Genomic DNA, 16,891 nt, shown 5'->3' on the forward strand with positions numbered 1-16,891 from the left:
GCCGTCAGCCCCCAAGCCTGCGCAGCAAGTCTGCCGAGGGTGTCCCAGTTACGGCCAGACCACTGGCCCGCTGGTAGTCGCTGATGGCGGCTTCGGACTTCTTGCCGATCACACCATCCGCACCTTCCGTGTCATACCCGGCCGACGTCAAGCGACGCTGCAACTCCTTGCGGTCTTCAAGGGTCAGGCCGTTCTCGTCCGGCCCGAACGAGGCCTGAAATGGTGCACCGCCCGCGATCCGGTCGGCCAGATGCCCGACACCAATCGCGTAGCTGTCCGAGTTGTTGTAGCGCTTGATCACCTGAAAATTGCGGAACACCGCGATGCGCGGTCCGGGCGTCTGCGGCTGCAACACTGCGACAGGTGTGCCTGACACCGTTCCGACCTCGCCACCCCACTTCTGGCCCCGCACCCAACCGGCGCGCGCCAGATAGGCCGCGGTCGAGGCCAGTGAGTCGGTCGGATCGTCCGACCAGATATCCCGTCGCCCGTCGCCGGTGAAATCCACCGCATAGGCCAGATACGACGTCGGAATGAATTGCGTATGCCCCATCGCCCCGGCCCAGCTGCCGGTCATATTGTCAGGGGTCGTATCGCCGTTCTGCAGGATCTTCATCGCTGCGATCAACTGCTTTTCAAAGAACTCCCCGCGCCGTCCGTCGTAGGCCAGCGTCGACAGTGCCGATACTACGGGCACATCGCCCCGACGCGCGCCATAGCGACTTTCCAGCCCCCAGACCGCCACCACGATTTCACGGTCGACGCCGTATTGGGCTTCAATTTGCGACAAGGTTGCGCCATGGCGCTGCAGCATCTGTTTGCCGGTGCTGATCCGCTCGTCCGAGGCCGCAATAGCCAGATAATCCTCGAGCGAGCGCTTGAACTCGACCTGGTTGCGGTCGCGTTCGATCACGCCGGGCAAATATCCAGCCCCCTGAAACGCACGATTGATTGTGGTCTGCGAAATACCCTGAGACGCCGCGCGTCCCTTGAACCCGGCAACCCAAGCATCCCAGCCTGCATTGGGCACAGCCTGCATCCGTGTAGCCGGCGCGCGCGCAGGTGAACTGATATCGGAACAGGCGGCCAGCAGCGCCGACCCAAGCCCCATAGAAAAGGTCCGTCGATTGATCATGTCTGAAATCTGCTCTTGTTGTGGTTTTGGCCAGAGTAACGCAGACCGCGCTTTTGAGCCAGAACGTCGCTGGCCTGCGCCTGTCGCGAATGGGACAACCGGGGTATCGTCGGCAATAAGCCGCCTAGCTGACCAGCAACCGCAAGCCCTGCGTCACATCGGACCGTACCGCCAGCCGTAATCCTGGCTCATCACCAGCCTTGAGCGCAGCTATGATCAGCTTGTGGTAGTGCGGCGGCTCTGTGCGCCTGAGCCGCCCATAGAGCGCTCGCATCGTCGGACCCAGTTGCAACCAAACGGTTTCCGCAATTGCCAGCATCGCCGGTGCCTGCGCCCGAAGGTACAAAGTGCGGTGGAACTCAAGATTGGCTCGGATATATCCGACCCCATCCCGTTTGGTTACCATTTCCGCAACCGTCATGTTGATGCTCTGCAGCCGATCAATCAGCGCCATGTGCGCCCGCGGCAGTGCCCGGCTTGCCAGTTCAACCTCAAGCAAGGCGCGCAAGGCCGCCAGTTCCTCGATCCGGTCATTGCCGAGTTCCGGCGTCGATACGCGACCGGATGACGACAGCGTCAGCGCCCCTTCGGCCGCCAAACGGCGCACCGCCTCGCGGGCCGGTGTCATGGATACGCCAAACTCTTTGCCGATCCCGCGCAGGGTCAACGCCTGCCCCGGGGCAATATCCCCATGCATAATACGGGACCTGAGCGTCCGGTAGACGCGGTCGTGCGTTGCGGTCTGGGACTCGGTGGAACGTGTGCTCAACATGCGCCCATGTGATCACAAATATCAGCCGGGTCAACTCGTCCCGGCTTCAAATCGGTATTGATGCAGCCGCGCACCGTTGTCGCGCAACCACCGCCGCTGATCCTTGCAGGGTCCGAAAATCCGCTCGACCTGCGCCCAGAAGGCCGGAGAGTGGTTCATCTCAACCAGATGAGCCACCTCGTGGGCCGCGACATAATGCAGAATTTCTGAGGGTGCCAGAATCAGGCGCCACGAGAACATCAGCGCACCGGCGGAACTGCACGATCCCCAGCGCGACCGCGTATCCCGAAGTGTCAGGCTTTTGTACGGACGGCCCAACATGGCGGCATAGTCATCGCAGGCTTCTGTCAACCGGTCGCGCGCGAGTTCCTTGAGGAATCGCGCCAGTCGTCGCCCCTCGGCCCCCGAAGGAACCGCGATCTGGTCGTCATGCATCTGGATCCTTCGCCCCGTCGCGGCAACGATTTTTCGCTCGGACCCTTCGATTGGAAGGAAACCGCCGATTTCCACCGGCGTCCGGCCGGGCTGGTTCTGCAGATGCTGCCGGATCCAGTTTTCCTTTGTGCGGGCGAAACTCAGCGCTTCGGCCTCGGGCACGCCTTGCGGGAAGGTCAGCGTGACCCGCCCGTCCAGTTGGGAAATCCGCAGACTGATCCGCCGTGCCCGCGCCGACTTGCGCAATGTCAAAGGCACCGGAGGCGTCCCGGGCAATGCATGTTTCCCCATATCCCAACTTCTCCTGCGCAAAGGCTTTGACAGTGCCCGCCGCATGTGGCACGTGACCTGAATCGTTGATACGACTCACCTGATATCAAGGGGATTTGACATGCCCAAGGAAGAATGGGGCGTAAAGCGCGTTTGCCCGACCACTGGCAAGCGGTTTTATGACCTGAACAAGGACCCGATCGTAAGCCCCTACACCGGCGAGATCGTGGTTATGGAAACCGGCAAAAGCCGGATGATCGCCGCCGACGCCGAGGATGCTGCATCCGCCAAGGCGCGTGAATCGCAGTCTGACGATGACATCGCTCTGGACGATGACGTCGATGTCGATCTGGACGATGATCTGCTGGATGATGACGATGACAATGACAACGTGTCGCTGGACGACATCACTGACATGTCATCGGAAGACGAAAACTGAATTCGTCCCGAGGCGGCCCCCGGCCGCCTCGTTTCATTTTTGCGGATCAGCAAGACGGCAAAAATTTTGCAAAACCGATTTTTTGGACTTGCACTATCCGGCACCGTCTCATAAACGTCCGTCCACCGCACAGGCGGTACCTGCATGGGGCCTTAGCTCAGTTGGGAGAGCGCTTGCATGGCATGCAAGAGGTCAGGGGTTCGACTCCCCTAGGCTCCACCAAAACCTAACAGAACAACTAGATAGCAAGCATTAGAGCAGTGTGACACACAGGTGTGACACAAAATGAAGCTGCATGCGTATCTCTCACTGTCCCGACATGGCATCTACTACTTCCGTTGGCCACTGCCCGACACAAGGCCAAATCCCCACACTAGACCAAGCACCACACGTAGGACCCTTCGGGTGTCTTTGCGTACGAGATGTCCTAAAGAAGCTGGCACTCTGGCACGACGTCTTGCAGTGTGCGGCGACACAATAGCAAAGCACACAGAAGCATCGGGCATGAACCACGGCGAACTGCGTACAAAGGTGCATAAGCACTTCACGGAAGTACTGAAGAAAGCAAAGGCGCGTAGGGAAGAACTCGGCCCCTACACCGAACTAGAGAGAGAACGTATCGTCGACACTATCCGGCTACATGAGGCGGACAACGAAGACTTTTGGGGCATGATGCAGAAGGGCTATGCAACCCAGCAATACCAATCCTTTTGCGATGCATCTGGTGTTCCCCAGAAGCAACCTGTCAAAACCCAGTGGGCAATTCTTGATGAAATTAGGAAGGCTTGGATCGGTTTTCATGAAGCAATGCTGGCGCACGATAAGACCTTCGAGACATACGATTTCAGCGTGCCGTCCAACGCGCCTGTGAGCGGCCCAGAGAGGCCGGAACCTACTTCTGACAGCATTGCCGCCAAAGTTGAAAAGAAGCGTCCAGTGGTGCTTATTAGCCCGCTTTTGTCGGTCCTGTTTGCGGAGAGAAAAGCTGAGGCGATACAGACCGGCCAATGGTCAGCTAAGCTGGTGAGCGACTACCAGACCTGGACAGACCTTTTCATCGAATTGCAAGGCGACCGTCCGATACTGGACTATCGCAAATCTGACGCACGTGATTTTAAGAATGCCCTGCTTGAGCTTCCCACCAATAGGAACAAGCTGCCCCAAACAATTGGTTTACCTGCCAGAGAGGCCATGCAAGCTGCCAAGGATTACAGCCTGCCTACCCTATCCGTAGGCACAATCAATAAGGCCTTGGGGAGACTCCAGACAACTTGGAATTGGTCAAACAGACAGTTGGACGAAGAGGTTACAGACCTCTTTGCACCGATGAAGATTGCTGACAACAACAACGCCAGAAACCAACACGACCCGTTCAGTAAAGAGCAACTGCACACCATCTTTAGCAGTCCACTGTACACCGGGTGCAAATCTAGGCGGCTCCGTACAATGCCGGGTAATACGGACCTGAGCGACACCAGTTGGTATTGGCTTCCTCTTCTTGGCCTGTGGACAGGGGCTAGGCTGAATGAACTTTGCCAGTTGCGCGTTGACGATATCGACCAAGAAAAAGGTGTGCCCTTCATCCGGGTCCAAGAGGGGGACGAAGACCAACGTGTAAAGTTCGGCAAGAGCAGGATCGTTCCTATGCATCCGGAGTTAGTCCGCCTTGGCTTCTTGCGGTTTGTTCTGGCGCAACAGCAGGCAGAGCATGAGCAGGTGTTTCCGGGGCTCAGGTTGGGAGCCACTGGTTACTACTCGGAACAGCCCAGCAAGGACTTTAGCAACTACCTCAAAAGTATTGGCGCAAAGACACGCAAGACTTCATTCCATTCATTCCGCCACACCTTCAAAGACGCCTGCCGTCATGCAGGGGTAAACCCAGACATTAATGACATTCTGTTGGGTCATGCTTTGCCCGGTATGGCGGGACGCTACGGTAACGGTAATGTACCCCTTCCAGTACTCTATGAGGCGGTGTGCAAGGTATCATTTGCGGATTTGCCGACAGGCCATATTGCGGGGTTCAAGCTGTAGACGGTAGCCGGAAGTGACCGCGCCATGTCTTTCACCGAAGTTTTTCGTCTGGAGTATGGGGCAACTTGGCTAGGCGCTCGTTCAACTTGTTTTGGTCGAGAGACCAATCCAATTGTTGCCCTTTTTCTGCTGCATCTAGCCGTGCGCCCGCACCCGGTGCTATTTCCTCCATCAGAAGTCCAACTATCGCCGCCATATCCATCCCACTACAAATGTTTGGCAACGCGGGGCTTTGGCTTTCCCTTTTATTTCCCGTGTAGGAGAAATGGCCGGAACCAAATTTATGGGCTCCAATTTTGGAGTTCCGCCACGCGACAATACTCCTTGGCCCCACCGACCCATCTGCGGTGTTCTGGTGAACCTTGTAGCAAATTCGTGCCAGGAAATCGCTTACACTTGTCGCATTAACTTTGTTTCTGTTGTAGGCATCAACGACATGCAACAAAGGTCTTTGCCAGTCCTTGATTTGCAACAACGCGCGCGATCCCGAGCCTGCAACCCCGAAGGGCATCGTGATCTGCAAAGGAAGCAACACACCTCCCATAATGTGGCGTGTATATCTAAACTTCCATCCATCTTTTGTATGAGCAAGATCAATAGTGTAGACGCGATGTTCAGTTCCAACATAGGCGGGCACCAAAAATCTATGTTGCCTTTGGCGAACGTCTTGGATCTGGGACAAATGCGGTAGAAACTCTCGCATCATGGCATTGGCTATGATGCTCAGCATCTCCTCAAGCGGGTGATGACGACCACGCAAGACATTACTTACCCATTGCGAGGGTTGTTGACCAAGTGCGGTAGCACCCAGCCCTGCGTAACCCAACAATGCTAGGCCATCCTGCACCTCTAAAAATGTCATCTTGACGGCATCATCAATAGGCTGACAGCCCGGAGCTGACAGCCTCCTATCTGAAACCATCCAAATCGACCCTTTGGTTTGCACTGTCAGTACGAAAGTCATTGTAAGCGGTAATCCTTACCAGAAATCTACTGTACGGTTACTATGGCTACATCGGTGCATCCAGTCGACGCCAGCGCGCCCTAGAAGTCCAACAAAAAATTGGGAAATTTTCTCGAGGCGGTATCTAACACTGCTGCAAGCAAGTTTTCCCCCATGCCCCTGCAGTGCAAGCGTGATGCCCGAGAAAACTGCAGCCTATTCTTCAGTCTCACAAAAGCCTGCCCCAGCGACACAACTGGCACACGCGCAAATTGTTTCTCACAAGCGTTGACTTCAGCTTTTGAGACAGTATGTATCTCAATATGTAAGACCTTGAGAGACGGATCATATCATGCTTGTTGGCTATGCTAGGACTTCCACTTTGGATCAAACGGCTGGGCTTGATGCTCAACTACGGGAATTGGAAAAGGCGGGGTGCGAGAAGGTATTCACCGAACAGGTATCCTCAGTGGATGTGAGAGCGCGTGAGAAGCTCACAGAGGCGCTCAACTTCATCCGAGAGGGTGATCACCTAGTAGTCACCAAACTGGACCGTCTGGCGCGCTCTATGACCCACCTGATGGAAATTCGCAGTCAACTTGAGGGCGTCGGAGCGCACCTGACGATCTTGGGTCTAAGCCTCGACACCTCAACGGCTCAAGGCAAGCTGATGTTGAACCTGCTGGGAAGCGTTGCCGAGTTCGAGCGTGAGATCATGCTGGAACGTCAGCGTGAAGGGATTGCTAAAGCTAAAGCTGCTGGGAAGTACAAGGGACGCAAGCCAACTGCCTTAGCAAAGTCAGATGAGGTGCTTGCGCTTGCGGGCGAAGGCGTTGGCGCGACCAAGATCGCTAAGAACCTAGGTATCAGTCGCGCATCGGTTTACCGGATACTAAGTACGGGCCCACGCTAACCGTCTGCGTCCTGGTGCAAGATTGTCCCGGTTGTTAATGAACGGAATCATTGCCTATCTGAATCCGAAAAGCTGTGCGTTCACGTAAGGTAATCTATCTTCTTTGCAAACTGGTGTGCATTTATGCTGATTTTGCTTATCCCTCCCTCAATTGAGCAAGAAACCGGACAGATCACGTTTACCGAATGTGTCATCTGTCTGCCCCTGCAGGGTTATGAACCGGATTAGTAACCGGATGTGAACCGATCCGGCATAGGCATAGCTTATGTATGATACTTAGATCACATGCTTAGCCAATCAGCTTAGTTATGTGCTTAGTACAATACTTAGTATCATGCTTAGTATGTAACCTAGCCTATCCTATACCATGGCTCTGAATAGCTGATACATTTTACCCCATCAGAATGTATATACATAAGCCGAGCATTGTGTTGCTTGATATGCTTACCGGTATTCAACCTAGCACGCTTTCCGAAGCACAATATCTGTATTAACTGTATGGTATGCTTCCTGACAAACTGTCCGGTCTGATATTCGGTACATTATGTATTACCAAATCAGTTGATACACTACGGAGACTTACTGAACTAGTTAGTAGCAGTAACCTCGAAAGTGCTTTCCATGGTACATAAGACGTACAGACAATCAGCTTATCTATTTGTTTTTATTAACTTCCATAGTGTGATTGATATAGAGATTTAGTCGAAGACCCACAGTCGAGTGCAGCCTCCTAACTACACTAAAACCTCTACAAAGGGTAACGAAAGACAACGGCATCCACTGCCTACTCTCAAACTACACACCCAATGGTGAACTGTTGGTTGTGACTGATGTGCCGACTATGCAGAAGGTGCATCACCCAAAGCGTACAAAAGAAGTATCGCCAACAGCGGCGATCCTACAAATGAGATGAGCACCCAGATCAGACCAGACCGGTTTCGGTTCTGTGCCATATTCATTGGCACTATGATCCAGAGCCAAACCACGAATGCAAGCGCAAGTGCACTAGCCACAACAGCAAAAACTGTCTCCACCTTTACTGCTCCTCCCTATCAAGTGAACTCCATTGCCCACACTCAGGTGCTGACAACTCCACTGGGTCTACAGAGATCACTAAATTCGGGTCCACCCGACACATTCGCATTTGACCGGTTTCTGTGTTGGTTTGAACCAATAAGATACCTGAAAGCATAATGGTTTGGTATCTTCCCTCATCCGCACTTGCTGGGGATATGATCGCAAGCATCAACCCCAAGGCAGTTACAGTCTGTTTCATGCTCTACGCTCCAAATCAATGTATCTATCGACAACAACTCTGCTGATTGTAAACAGGTCAGTAAAGACGTCCTGTAGTTTGTAAATGAACAGTTCGATACATAGGGTTGCGTACTTCCAAGTGCGACACTAGGGTGAGACACAGAGTAAACCACCACACTACAATAGTGTTTACTATCAGTGCATTAGGTGTTCGGCGGCGTTTCCCCTAGGCTCCACCATTTTTCTCCTCAGTTCGAATTCACTGGCAGTCACACGGCTTTGTAAATAAGGCCTTTGACGTGTCCGTCTTTCTCACCCCCAAGGAAACTTGGGCTCTGGCAGAGTTCCCATTGTGGGGGTCTGTGTGGGGTTCTCCAGTGGGAAAGTATGCGAGATGACCAAACTAACGGACAGACAAATCAAGGCTGCGAAACCGGGCGACAAGAAGATCAAGCTGGCAGATGGCCTCGGCCTGACGCTGATCGTTCACCCGAAGGGCAGCAAGACATGGGTCTGGCGCTACAGGGTCGGTGGAAAGCAGTGTGAGATGACTTTGGGCTCCTATCCCTCTGTCGGCCTCAAAGATGCGCGCCAGCGCGTTGAGGTGCAGAGGAACCTGCTTGAAGATAACATCACCCCCGATGTGGCGGAGATGCGTGCGGAGGTGCAGGCCCGGTCGGGCCTGACGGACACCACCTTCGCCGGTGTCGCACGCGCATGGCTGGCAGCGGAGCGTTCACACTGGGCAGAGAAGACTTATGTCCGCGCCCGCAACCGGATCGAAAAGGATGCCATCCCTCTGCTGGGAACTGTGGAAGTCGCGGATATCACGGCAGTCGATATCAAGGCCGTTGCGCTCAAGATCGCAGATCGCGGGAGCCATGAAACTGCGCGCCGGGTCATCCGCATCCTGCGACAGGTTCTGGGCTATGCGGAGGCCGAGGGCCTGATCTCTGTCGTACCGGGTGCAAACGTAATCGACCGCTTCAAGCCCCAGCCAAAGAAACACCACCCCGCTATCGTTGAGCCAGAGCGTCTGGCGCAATTTCTGCAGTCGCTGGACGCGTGGCCGCATCAGACCTTGGGCAAGCCTCTGGTTCAGATCATTGCGCATACAGGTCAGAGGGCCGGTGAAGTGCGCAAAATGCGCTGGGCGGACATTAACATCGGTGAGCGTGTATGGAATAACCCCGTCACCAAGACGGGCATTACGATTGCCATTCCCCTGACGGACCCGGTGATCGATATCCTGAATGAGATGTACAAGCTCAACGGCCAACGCGAATTCGTCTTTGCGAGCGAGAACGGCCCCGTGTCTGAACCGGCCACAATGAACATGATCCGCAAGATTGGATTTGATGGAGAGACCGACGCCCACGGGTTGCGGGCTACGCTGCGCACATTGGTGACCGAGCGGCTCGGGTTCGATTAGAAACTGGCAGAGGCACAGTTGAGCCACGCATCTAAAGAGCAGCATGGCCGCGCTTATGACCGCACATCCTTCCTCGCCCAGCGCCGGGTGATGATGGAAGCCTATTCGCAGTTTCTGGTTCAGTTGCAGAAGGGCCGTGCTAACGTCGTGCCGATGCTTGTGAAGGCAAAGGTATGAGTGAGACGGATAGTCAGACAGAGGCAGAGCGCGTATTGGCGCTTCTTGAAGAACTGCGTACGCGGGTCAGTTCGCAGCCCGATCTACCCGATGATGCGATGTTGTCAGATGAACTTGTCGGTGTTCTGGACTTCTTCAATGGGGTTGGTCTTGAGTTCCCCTTCATGAAGCGATTGCTTAAGCAAGAACGGCAGCGGCAGCATAAGGTACGCATGGGCGGCAATTCCATTACCCTCGAAGAAACCATACTTCGAGCAAAGGTTGTGGCGGCAATCAATCACCTGATCAAGGCCGAGGGCGAAGCCAACGAGGAAAAAGTGCGCAAGGATGTTGCCGGTTATGCAGGTGTCGATGCCGCAAAAGCGGCACGCTGGCATAAGGAATGCCGCGACTTGCAACCACCAAAATTTTCCGATGTGGGAGGAGAGGCTATTTACCTTGGGCGGATTGATTGCCAGATCGAAAAATACAGGTTGGAATTGGAGCGCAAACACAACTCCATGACACCCCATAAAGCGGTCATGGACCTGTTTGAGCCATAAAAATAAGCCCAACGAACAAGGGTATCAGTTCGTCGGGCATGCATGACTTACAACGTTGCCAGTATCTTTTTGTAGGAGGCTGGCAATGTCAGATCACATCGAAGTGCCCGTTCCACACCGTCTCTATGATGAGCGGTATCTGGCGGCGCTGCTCTGTCTCAGCGACGACGAGTTCTATCTGTTGGACCACTGGCGCGAGTACCATCTCGGCCCGAAATTCATGAACCTTCCCACGGGACAAATCCGGTATCTCGGCAGCGACATCACCAATTGGATAGAAGCTGGTGGCGATCACGATCCCCGTGACATCATTCGTAGCTACGAAGGCCTTGAAGCCAAGAAGGCAGAGAAGCTGGGCCAGGAAATGATGGAGAAAGTTTTTTTCAAGCGGTCACGGGCTGCAATTGAAAAAGCCAACGGCGAAGAACCTCAGACGGAGGCGTCTGCATGAGTGTCGCCCGTATGCCTATCCACCCCGACAGCTTCCCGAAAACAGGGAACGTCACACTGAAACAGCTTTCCACCCACAGCGGTGCGTTGGGCATGTTCCCCGGATCGCCAAGCACGTGGTTGCGTATGGTGGACAGCGGCGATGCGCCGGAACCCATCCAGATTGGTCGCCAGCATTTTTGGCGCGCTGAACATGTCCGCGCAATTGCGGCGGGTATCGACTGGCGGCTTGTGAAGATCGACACGCCCGATCTGGCAGCGGAATAGGAATAGAGAAACCCCGCCGCACGGAGAGCGCAACGGGGCCAGTGATGATTGTTGCTCTCCCAAGACCAAGGAAAGGAACAAAGCATGCAGGCAAAATCTGCAGCATACCGGACCGAAACGCAGCGGTGGCGGGCATGAGGGGACCAATGAAAAATTTGACCGAGCGTCTCCGCATCGTCGAGGAATCACACGCGGACAAAATTCTCGCCGCCATTGGTGCCAAACCACAAACTGGAAAAAAGCATCAGCGCTGCCCGTTTCCTGACCATGAAGATAAGAACCCTTCATTTCGCTACGATGCAGACGCTAATCGTATTTTTTGCGCGTGCCTGCCCGAAACAGGGGTTTCGCTGACCGATGCGCTAATGAAGGTACGAGGCCTTGCCGACTTCAACGCTGCTGTACGCGAGATTGAAGCCATAACTGGCGAAAAGGTTCTTGAAGGACGGCGGAAGCAGAAGCAATCGGAACCGGGAGAACAGGCGGCCTCGGAGAACCGTGAAGAAACTGATGAACAAGCCGTGCAGCGAGAAGCGGAGGAAAGAGCACGCTCCGACGCGGCATCTGATGAAAAGGCTGCTAAGATCGCATGGGTGCAGAAGCAGGTTGCGAAGACACGTCCTTTAGCCGGCTCACCCGGCGAAGAATACTTGCGCAACATCCGTGGATTGGTTGGGATCGATCTTGAACACGACGCTTTGCGATTTGCTCCAGATTTCCAATGCAAACCGGGTGGTAAGAAAAGCCCGGCTCTAGTGGCGGTGGTTACGGATGACGATGGAAATATTGTTGGCATGCAGGGCACAATCCTGAACCGCAATGGGCAACCGATACGCGACGAGAACGGCAAGAAGACCAAACTGAGCGCAGGCTACATCGGGGATGGTTCAGTTCGGATCAAAAACAAACTGGGTACAGGCACAATTGCGATCGCCGAAGGTATCGAAACCGGATTGACCCGATTGTTTGCTGGGCCAGCAGAGATCAGGGTGTGCCTCGGGTCTATCCGCCCCGAAACGATAGGAGCAAACGCCGGTCGGATTGAGATCATTGCCGACAGCGACAAAGCGCAGGACTGCCGCCAGATCGCGCGTGAATTGGCGGCAGAAAACCCAAATGCACGGGTCCATGTCGTCACGGTACCCTCAAACCTTGGTGAAAAGGCCGATTTGAACGATCTGCTCCAGGATATGGGACGTCGGGCTGTTGCCGCCGCCGTGGATGATGCCGACCGCATCCACGCGCGGCAGCGCAGGTCCAACGTTGAGCAGCTGGTCCGCGGTAGCGACGAAGAGATTGCCGATCGTGTGCTGGAAAACCTAGAAGATCTCTTTGGTCGCATTGTCATCACTGAGGGCACAGTTTGGATTTACGATGGCAAGCTTTGGACTGCTCTCAACGACAATCGGCTTCCGCGTGCCATCGCGCGCTTTGACGGTGCCACTTACCCTACGCCGTCCAACGGCATTGGCGAGGTCAAGATCACGTCAAGTAAGGCGCAAAGTGTCAAGTCGCTTCTCATGTCCAAACGCGATGACGATGGGTTTTTTGAAGGTGCGCCTGTTGGCATCACCTGTGAAAGCGGGTTCGTTTTGTTCGAACAAGACGTTGCAACAGATGAATATGTCCCACGGCTCGAACCACATGCCCGCAAACACCGGGCCCGGCATGCCGTACGTGGTGTATGGCCAGTGCAGGATGCTGAGAAGCGGCTTTTGGGAAGCGACGTGATGAAGCTGCTCACGGGTTTGTTCTCAGCTAAAACGACTTTGAGGCGGCTGCAACACGAGGCTCCAAACCTTGAGTTCGACTTGGACATGGCTGAACAAGACAAAAGCGCGCGGATTGAGCTGATCCTGCAGACAGCCGCCGCAGCGGCACTTGGTATCGGCACGCAAATGAAACACCCGCAGGCCCTTATTTGGATTGGGCCGGGCGGCGCAGGAAAAAGTACCACGCGCAAGGTCATCTCATCATTGATCTCAGCGGATGCACTTCAGTCGGTGCCGCCAGCCAAGATGGGACAAGACTACTTCGTCTCAGTTTTGCGCGGGTGTGCGCTGAACGTTGCGGAGGAGACGTCGGATCGTGATCTTTCAGGCGACGCGCTAAAAAAGGTCATCACCGGGGACATCTGTCATGCCCGGCTGCCATACGGCATACCGTTCTATTTCACTCCCACGGCGCAGCATGTGTTCATCTGCAATGAGCTGCCCGCATTTAGCGGGGGATCGACAGCGGCGTTGAGCGCCGCTTCAAGGTTCTGGTCTTCGACAAAGCGTATTCTGAAGAGCAGGCCGACGAGGGATTGGCAGATCGCATAATCGAACACGAGGCGGATCTTCTACTACATCTTGTCGTGGTTGCGGCTGCGGAACTTTTGACCACGCGGCGCATGGCGGATCCCATGACATCCCGCATAGCCAAGGAGGCGTGAATGAGGGATGCGGACCGGGTTCGTGCGTGGGCGGCAGAGAGACTATCCATCAAGGCAAACAACGTCGTCACTGTTGCTGATCTGTATTCGAATTTCCGTCAGTGGTGTGCCGCAGAAGGTGTATCGGACAGCCGAATTCCTGCGCGCAACAGCTTCGCTCGACGCTTGCGTCATGTAGAGCCCCGTCTCGTTCCAGGACCCAATAGCAAAGGCGCTCGATTCGAAAATGCTATCCTCAAGACGGCCTGATTTAAAGTGGGACAGCTTGTAACGAGGCCAAACGAACTAGGCCGGCCATTTCGTTGTGGGTGGACATGCAATAAAACCTCCCAACTTCCCTGTCGGGCGTTTGGTTGGGAGGTTGGGATGTTTTGTGTCTCGTCCGTCTGTATATTTTCTGTTGTTCACATCAAGCATAATGCTGATTTTTAACGCCCGACGTTCATTGCAGCGTCGCGGTGCGACCTCGCGAGGACCTCCGTGTTTCGTCCAGCGTCTGACGCATTGCTGCCAAACCAGCCCGCTCGACAAACTGGTCCATCGGGTCGAGTTCATCCCAAGTGCGAGATGCGGCAGCAGGCCAGAACTGCGGATGACTGTGCCGCATTTGGCTGAGCCGCCATTCACGGTGGCAGAGTTGCGGTGTCATAGCTTCAGGATCGCTCAGGAAGCGCGCAGCGACACCACAGCAGGCCTGCCACTGCCGGTCATGCACAATCGGGCTTTCCTCGCCGCTCGTTGCTGTTTGGGCTTCACAGTAGGCCATAGCGATCAGGACGATGTGCCTTGCTGCGGCAGCTTCAAGTTGGATATCTTGCTCGATGTGATTTCTCCTATTCATCATGTTGATGCGCATCCCGTTGGCTGTTGCCACCGGCGACCACCCCAAGGCGGGGTTGGTGATCACGATTTTCGTGACGCTCTGGATTCTGTTGGTTTCGCCCTGCCTTAGGCTCATCAGTGGATCGGCGCTAGACCCAGACCATTCGCACCGGTCGCAAGCATGTCTCGGGCGGTCCATACCCCGGCGGTCTTCCGCGACTTACGGGCAAAGCTCGGTAGACGAGCGTCATCATGTTTGGGGGAATTGCGGGCTGTCCGCCCACGTTTGGTATATAATCGCTAAGTCTGTCAGCTTCAAGGAGCGGGCGGCGTAGCGCGGACAAAACAAAAAGCGGCTACGTCTTTTAGAAGGAACAACGTCTGCTTCGCGCTCAAAATCAGCCGCTCATGCCAAGTGCAGCGAATGACTGTTCTGAGCCCATTCTACTAAATGCTGCACGGAGCACGAATGTCCGATGGTGGGTGAAACATCACAAGCCGCCCGGGACCCGTCGGATCAAATCTCCCACTTCAAGCCTACTTCTTGTTCAGTGACCTCCCAAAGCCTTGCCATGACGGTTTTATCATACGCGTGTGGGTTCAATGTACCCTTGCCAACCGGGCCAACGGCTTCAAGGCGGCCCGTTGGTCCGTAGAGCGCGCGTTGTTCGGTCAAATTCTTTTCGGCGGCGCACATGACTTCGGGATAGGACCCTTGCTCGGCGGTCTGAACCATCGGTGTTTTGGTCATGAGCCACCAGATGAACCGCATCGTCCGGCTGCCACTTGTGCTGATCAGTGACGTTGCCGACGAGCCGGGATGGCAGACATAGACCTCGACCTCGGTGCGCCCAGCGGCGGCAAGCCTGTCCTGTAATTCATAGGCGAACATCATTTGCGCCAGCTTGCTTTGAGAGTAGGCGGTATTCGGCCCGTAACCCTCATCCCAGTTCATGTCGTCGAACTTGATCGTCTTCAATCCCATGTTGTAGCCAAGACTGGCAACAACAACGATCCGACCCTTCGAGGCTTCGATCCGCTCGAACAGAAGACCACAGAGTAGGAAGTGACCGTAATGGTTGGTGCCAAGCTGGCTCTCGAACCCATCCACGGTCAGTTTACGGGTTGGCACCTGCGCGATCGCAGCATTGCAGATGAGCACGTCAATCCGGGGAACGGAATTCAGAACCTCATCCGCAGCTTCACGTATACTTGCGAGCGAGGCCAGGTCCATGTGAACGAAGCTCACTTCCGCCTCGCTACCGAACTCACTTTTCAGGTCCGCAACAGCTGCCTGAGACTTCTCAAACGAGCGGTTCAACATCACGACCTTGGCGTTCTTTTTTAGGAGAGTCCGCGCGGCCTGGAACCCGGCACCGGCGTTGGCACCCGTGATGAGGTAGGTCTTGCCGGAGAGGTCGTCGAGGCGCTCGGGCATCCAGCCTTTGGGTCCGAATGTGGTATCTGGCATTTTTTATCTCCTATCCGCGTTGGCGCATGGGCCGAGCGAACTTTGTTGAAGCATGGAAATGCAGATAGCTCTCATCAGAACGCGGAAACAGGCGAAATTATCGCAAATACTTGCCCAATTGTATCAAGATAGTTGCCAGTATCGATCTGGAGCCATTACATCCCTCTTATGAGCAAGGATCAGATCAAGCAAATCATTGCAGACCGAACCGAAACGGACGGCCTGACCGAGACGGGCATCAAGGGTGTACTGCTGTTTCGCGCCACGCTTTCAATCCCCTGTGTTCCAGCCGTTTACGAGCCCTGCATCGTGGCCATCGTGAGTGGGGTGAAGGAAGCCGTTCTGGATGGCCGAAGATACGAATACGACAACAGTCAATATCTCTGCTGTCCGATGTCGATGCCGGTCAAGGCGGGGACGCCTTTGGCTTCGCATGACAACCCGCTCTACGGGGTTATGATCTCACTGGAACACCGTGTTATGGCCGAGCTGGCGATGGAGATGGAAAATGCCGGGGGCGTTCTGCCTTCGGTCAAAAGAGAACTGTGGGAGCCGGGAATTAAGCTCGCGCGATGGGACGTTGGGTTCACGGAAGCGCTGCTGCGGCTACTGCAGCTCGGAAACAGCGAGACGGATACAGCGGTTCTCGGTGAGGCGCGATTGCGTGAGGTGCTCTATTCGATCCTGAAGGGAGAAGCTGGCACCTTCGCACGGCAGGCATTCGGTGCTGGCAACGCCATCGCACGTTCCATTGCGCACGTGTCGTCAAATCTGGATGCGCCGATCTCGATTGACGATATGGCAAGCCGAGCGGGTATGAGCCGGGCCGTCTTCCATCGCAAATTCAAGCAGGTTACGACGATGGCCCCAATCCAGTTCGTTAAGTCGATGCGGCTCAACAACGCCGCCATGAAGATCGCGGGCGGGATGCCTGTGAACGAAGCCGCGATGGACGTTGGCTATGTCAGCCCGTCCCAGTTCAGTCGCGAGTTCAAGCGCACGTATGGGCAATCGCCGAGGCAATGGGGAGAGGCAAATCAACTTCCGGTCGATGTTGCATGAAGCTGACTTGCGGGAGCGGAGCGGACCTTGGAG

At 55.1% G+C, this 16,891-nt stretch carries 16 protein-coding genes and 1 tRNA gene; 11 read left to right on the forward strand and 6 right to left on the reverse strand.

What is annotated here, in order from left to right; all coding sequences use genetic code 11:
- Nucleotides 1-4: 4 nt before the first annotated feature.
- The 3 genes from ACR0J2_RS05925 to ACR0J2_RS05935 all read right to left on the reverse strand — a co-directional run bounded on the left by ACR0J2_RS05925 (nt 5) and on the right by ACR0J2_RS05935 (nt 2,633).
- Nucleotides 5-1,135, reverse strand: a complete 1,131-nt coding sequence (locus tag ACR0J2_RS05925; protein WP_480811953.1) for a lytic murein transglycosylase — start codon at nt 1,133-1,135, stop codon at nt 5-7.
- 124 nt (nt 1,136-1,259) lie between these two features.
- Entirely contained in the window at nt 1,260-1,907 is a 648-nt protein-coding gene (locus ACR0J2_RS05930) for a GntR family transcriptional regulator (RefSeq protein ID WP_480811954.1), read from the reverse strand.
- A 30-nt stretch (nt 1,908-1,937) separates the two neighbouring features.
- A complete protein-coding gene (locus ACR0J2_RS05935) occupies nt 1,938-2,633 on the reverse strand; it encodes a YgjP family zinc-dependent metalloprotease (protein ID WP_170609633.1) in 696 nt (231 codons plus the stop codon).
- Nucleotides 2,634-2,733: 100 nt separating this feature from the next.
- Between ACR0J2_RS05935 and ACR0J2_RS05940 the strand changes: the two genes are divergently transcribed.
- The 3 genes from ACR0J2_RS05940 (at nt 2,734) to ACR0J2_RS05950 (ending at nt 5,085) form a co-directional block, all read left to right on the forward strand.
- A complete protein-coding gene (locus ACR0J2_RS05940; RefSeq protein ID WP_170609631.1) occupies nt 2,734-3,051 on the forward strand; it encodes a TIGR02300 family protein in 318 nt (105 codons plus the stop codon).
- 146 nt (nt 3,052-3,197) lie between these two features.
- A tRNA-Ala gene (locus ACR0J2_RS05945) sits at nt 3,198-3,273 on the forward strand.
- Between the two features lie 282 nt (nt 3,274-3,555).
- Nucleotides 3,556-5,085, forward strand: a complete 1,530-nt coding sequence (locus ACR0J2_RS05950) for a site-specific integrase (RefSeq protein WP_480811955.1) — start codon at nt 3,556-3,558, stop codon at nt 5,083-5,085.
- A 31-nt stretch (nt 5,086-5,116) separates the two neighbouring features.
- Here ACR0J2_RS05950 and ACR0J2_RS05955 read toward each other — a convergent pair whose 3' ends face one another.
- Complete coding sequence (locus ACR0J2_RS05955; RefSeq protein ID WP_480811956.1) at nt 5,117-6,049, reverse strand: hypothetical protein; 933 nt, start codon at nt 6,047-6,049, stop codon at nt 5,117-5,119.
- 331 nt (nt 6,050-6,380) lie between these two features.
- On the opposite strand from ACR0J2_RS05955, the gene ACR0J2_RS05960 reads away from it, so the two are divergent.
- The 7 genes from ACR0J2_RS05960 (at nt 6,381) to ACR0J2_RS05990 (ending at nt 13,390) form a co-directional block, all read left to right on the forward strand.
- A complete protein-coding gene (locus ACR0J2_RS05960; protein WP_480811957.1) occupies nt 6,381-6,941 on the forward strand; it encodes a recombinase family protein in 561 nt (186 codons plus the stop codon).
- 1,651 nt (nt 6,942-8,592) lie between these two features.
- Nucleotides 8,593-9,630: a tyrosine-type recombinase/integrase gene (locus ACR0J2_RS05965; RefSeq protein WP_480811958.1), complete on the forward strand. Its 1,038-nt coding sequence runs from the start codon at nt 8,593-8,595 to the stop codon at nt 9,628-9,630.
- Between the two features lie 18 nt (nt 9,631-9,648).
- Complete coding sequence (locus ACR0J2_RS05970; RefSeq protein WP_480811959.1) at nt 9,649-9,807, forward strand: hypothetical protein; 159 nt, start codon at nt 9,649-9,651, stop codon at nt 9,805-9,807.
- A gap of 35 nt (nt 9,808-9,842) precedes the next feature.
- Entirely contained in the window at nt 9,843-10,349 is a 507-nt protein-coding gene (locus ACR0J2_RS05975) for a hypothetical protein (RefSeq protein ID WP_480811960.1), read from the forward strand.
- Between the two features lie 85 nt (nt 10,350-10,434).
- Nucleotides 10,435-10,800 carry a hypothetical protein gene (locus tag ACR0J2_RS05980; protein ID WP_480811961.1) on the forward strand — a complete coding sequence of 122 codons (366 nt, stop codon included), beginning with the start codon at nt 10,435-10,437 and terminating at the stop codon, nt 10,798-10,800.
- The gene (locus tag ACR0J2_RS05985; RefSeq protein ID WP_170512719.1) at nt 10,797-11,066 is read left to right on the forward strand and encodes a hypothetical protein; all 270 of its coding nucleotides are present in this window, start codon (nt 10,797-10,799) and stop codon (nt 11,064-11,066) included. The genes ACR0J2_RS05980 and ACR0J2_RS05985 overlap by 4 nt, the downstream gene beginning before the upstream one ends.
- Nucleotides 11,067-11,212: 146 nt before the next feature.
- Nucleotides 11,213-13,390: a DUF7146 domain-containing protein gene (locus ACR0J2_RS05990; protein WP_480811962.1), complete on the forward strand. Its 2,178-nt coding sequence runs from the start codon at nt 11,213-11,215 to the stop codon at nt 13,388-13,390.
- 555 nt (nt 13,391-13,945) lie between these two features.
- On the opposite strand, the gene ACR0J2_RS05995 is transcribed toward ACR0J2_RS05990, so the two are convergent.
- Nucleotides 13,946-14,359, reverse strand: a complete 414-nt coding sequence (locus ACR0J2_RS05995) for a hypothetical protein (protein WP_480811963.1) — start codon at nt 14,357-14,359, stop codon at nt 13,946-13,948.
- Between the two features lie 483 nt (nt 14,360-14,842).
- The gene (locus ACR0J2_RS06000) at nt 14,843-15,796 is read right to left on the reverse strand and encodes an SDR family oxidoreductase (RefSeq protein ID WP_480811964.1); all 954 of its coding nucleotides are present in this window, start codon (nt 15,794-15,796) and stop codon (nt 14,843-14,845) included.
- Between the two features lie 168 nt (nt 15,797-15,964).
- Between ACR0J2_RS06000 and ACR0J2_RS06005 the strand changes: the two genes are divergently transcribed.
- The gene (locus tag ACR0J2_RS06005; protein ID WP_480811965.1) at nt 15,965-16,858 is read left to right on the forward strand and encodes an AraC family transcriptional regulator; all 894 of its coding nucleotides are present in this window, start codon (nt 15,965-15,967) and stop codon (nt 16,856-16,858) included.
- Nucleotides 16,859-16,891: the final 33 nt, after the last annotated feature.

It is taken from the genome of Ruegeria sp. CG4, from assembly GCF_056537185.1.

What these genes read in the sequence shown, in the direction of transcription:
- ACR0J2_RS05925 (WP_480811953.1), bottom strand. Translation starts at nt 1,135, where the DNA reads ATGATCAATCGACGGACCTTTTCTATGGGGCTTGGGTCGGCGCTGCTG.
- ACR0J2_RS05930 (WP_480811954.1), bottom strand. Translation starts at nt 1,907, where the DNA reads ATGTTGAGCACACGTTCCACCGAGTCCCAGACCGCAACGCACGACCGC.
- ACR0J2_RS05935 (WP_170609633.1), bottom strand. Translation starts at nt 2,633, where the DNA reads ATGGGGAAACATGCATTGCCCGGGACGCCTCCGGTGCCTTTGACATTG.
- ACR0J2_RS05940 (WP_170609631.1), top strand. Translation starts at nt 2,734, where the DNA reads ATGCCCAAGGAAGAATGGGGCGTAAAGCGCGTTTGCCCGACCACTGGC.
- ACR0J2_RS05950 (WP_480811955.1), top strand. Translation starts at nt 3,556, where the DNA reads ATGAACCACGGCGAACTGCGTACAAAGGTGCATAAGCACTTCACGGAA.
- ACR0J2_RS05955 (WP_480811956.1), bottom strand. Translation starts at nt 6,049, where the DNA reads ATGACTTTCGTACTGACAGTGCAAACCAAAGGGTCGATTTGGATGGTT.
- ACR0J2_RS05960 (WP_480811957.1), top strand. Translation starts at nt 6,381, where the DNA reads ATGCTTGTTGGCTATGCTAGGACTTCCACTTTGGATCAAACGGCTGGG.
- ACR0J2_RS05965 (WP_480811958.1), top strand. Translation starts at nt 8,593, where the DNA reads ATGACCAAACTAACGGACAGACAAATCAAGGCTGCGAAACCGGGCGAC.
- ACR0J2_RS05980 (WP_480811961.1), top strand. Translation starts at nt 10,435, where the DNA reads ATGTCAGATCACATCGAAGTGCCCGTTCCACACCGTCTCTATGATGAG.
- ACR0J2_RS05985 (WP_170512719.1), top strand. Translation starts at nt 10,797, where the DNA reads ATGAGTGTCGCCCGTATGCCTATCCACCCCGACAGCTTCCCGAAAACA.
- ACR0J2_RS05990 (WP_480811962.1), top strand. Translation starts at nt 11,213, where the DNA reads ATGAAAAATTTGACCGAGCGTCTCCGCATCGTCGAGGAATCACACGCG.
- ACR0J2_RS05995 (WP_480811963.1), bottom strand. Translation starts at nt 14,359, where the DNA reads ATGCGCATCAACATGATGAATAGGAGAAATCACATCGAGCAAGATATC.
- ACR0J2_RS06000 (WP_480811964.1), bottom strand. Translation starts at nt 15,796, where the DNA reads ATGCCAGATACCACATTCGGACCCAAAGGCTGGATGCCCGAGCGCCTC.
- ACR0J2_RS06005 (WP_480811965.1), top strand. Translation starts at nt 15,965, where the DNA reads ATGAGCAAGGATCAGATCAAGCAAATCATTGCAGACCGAACCGAAACG.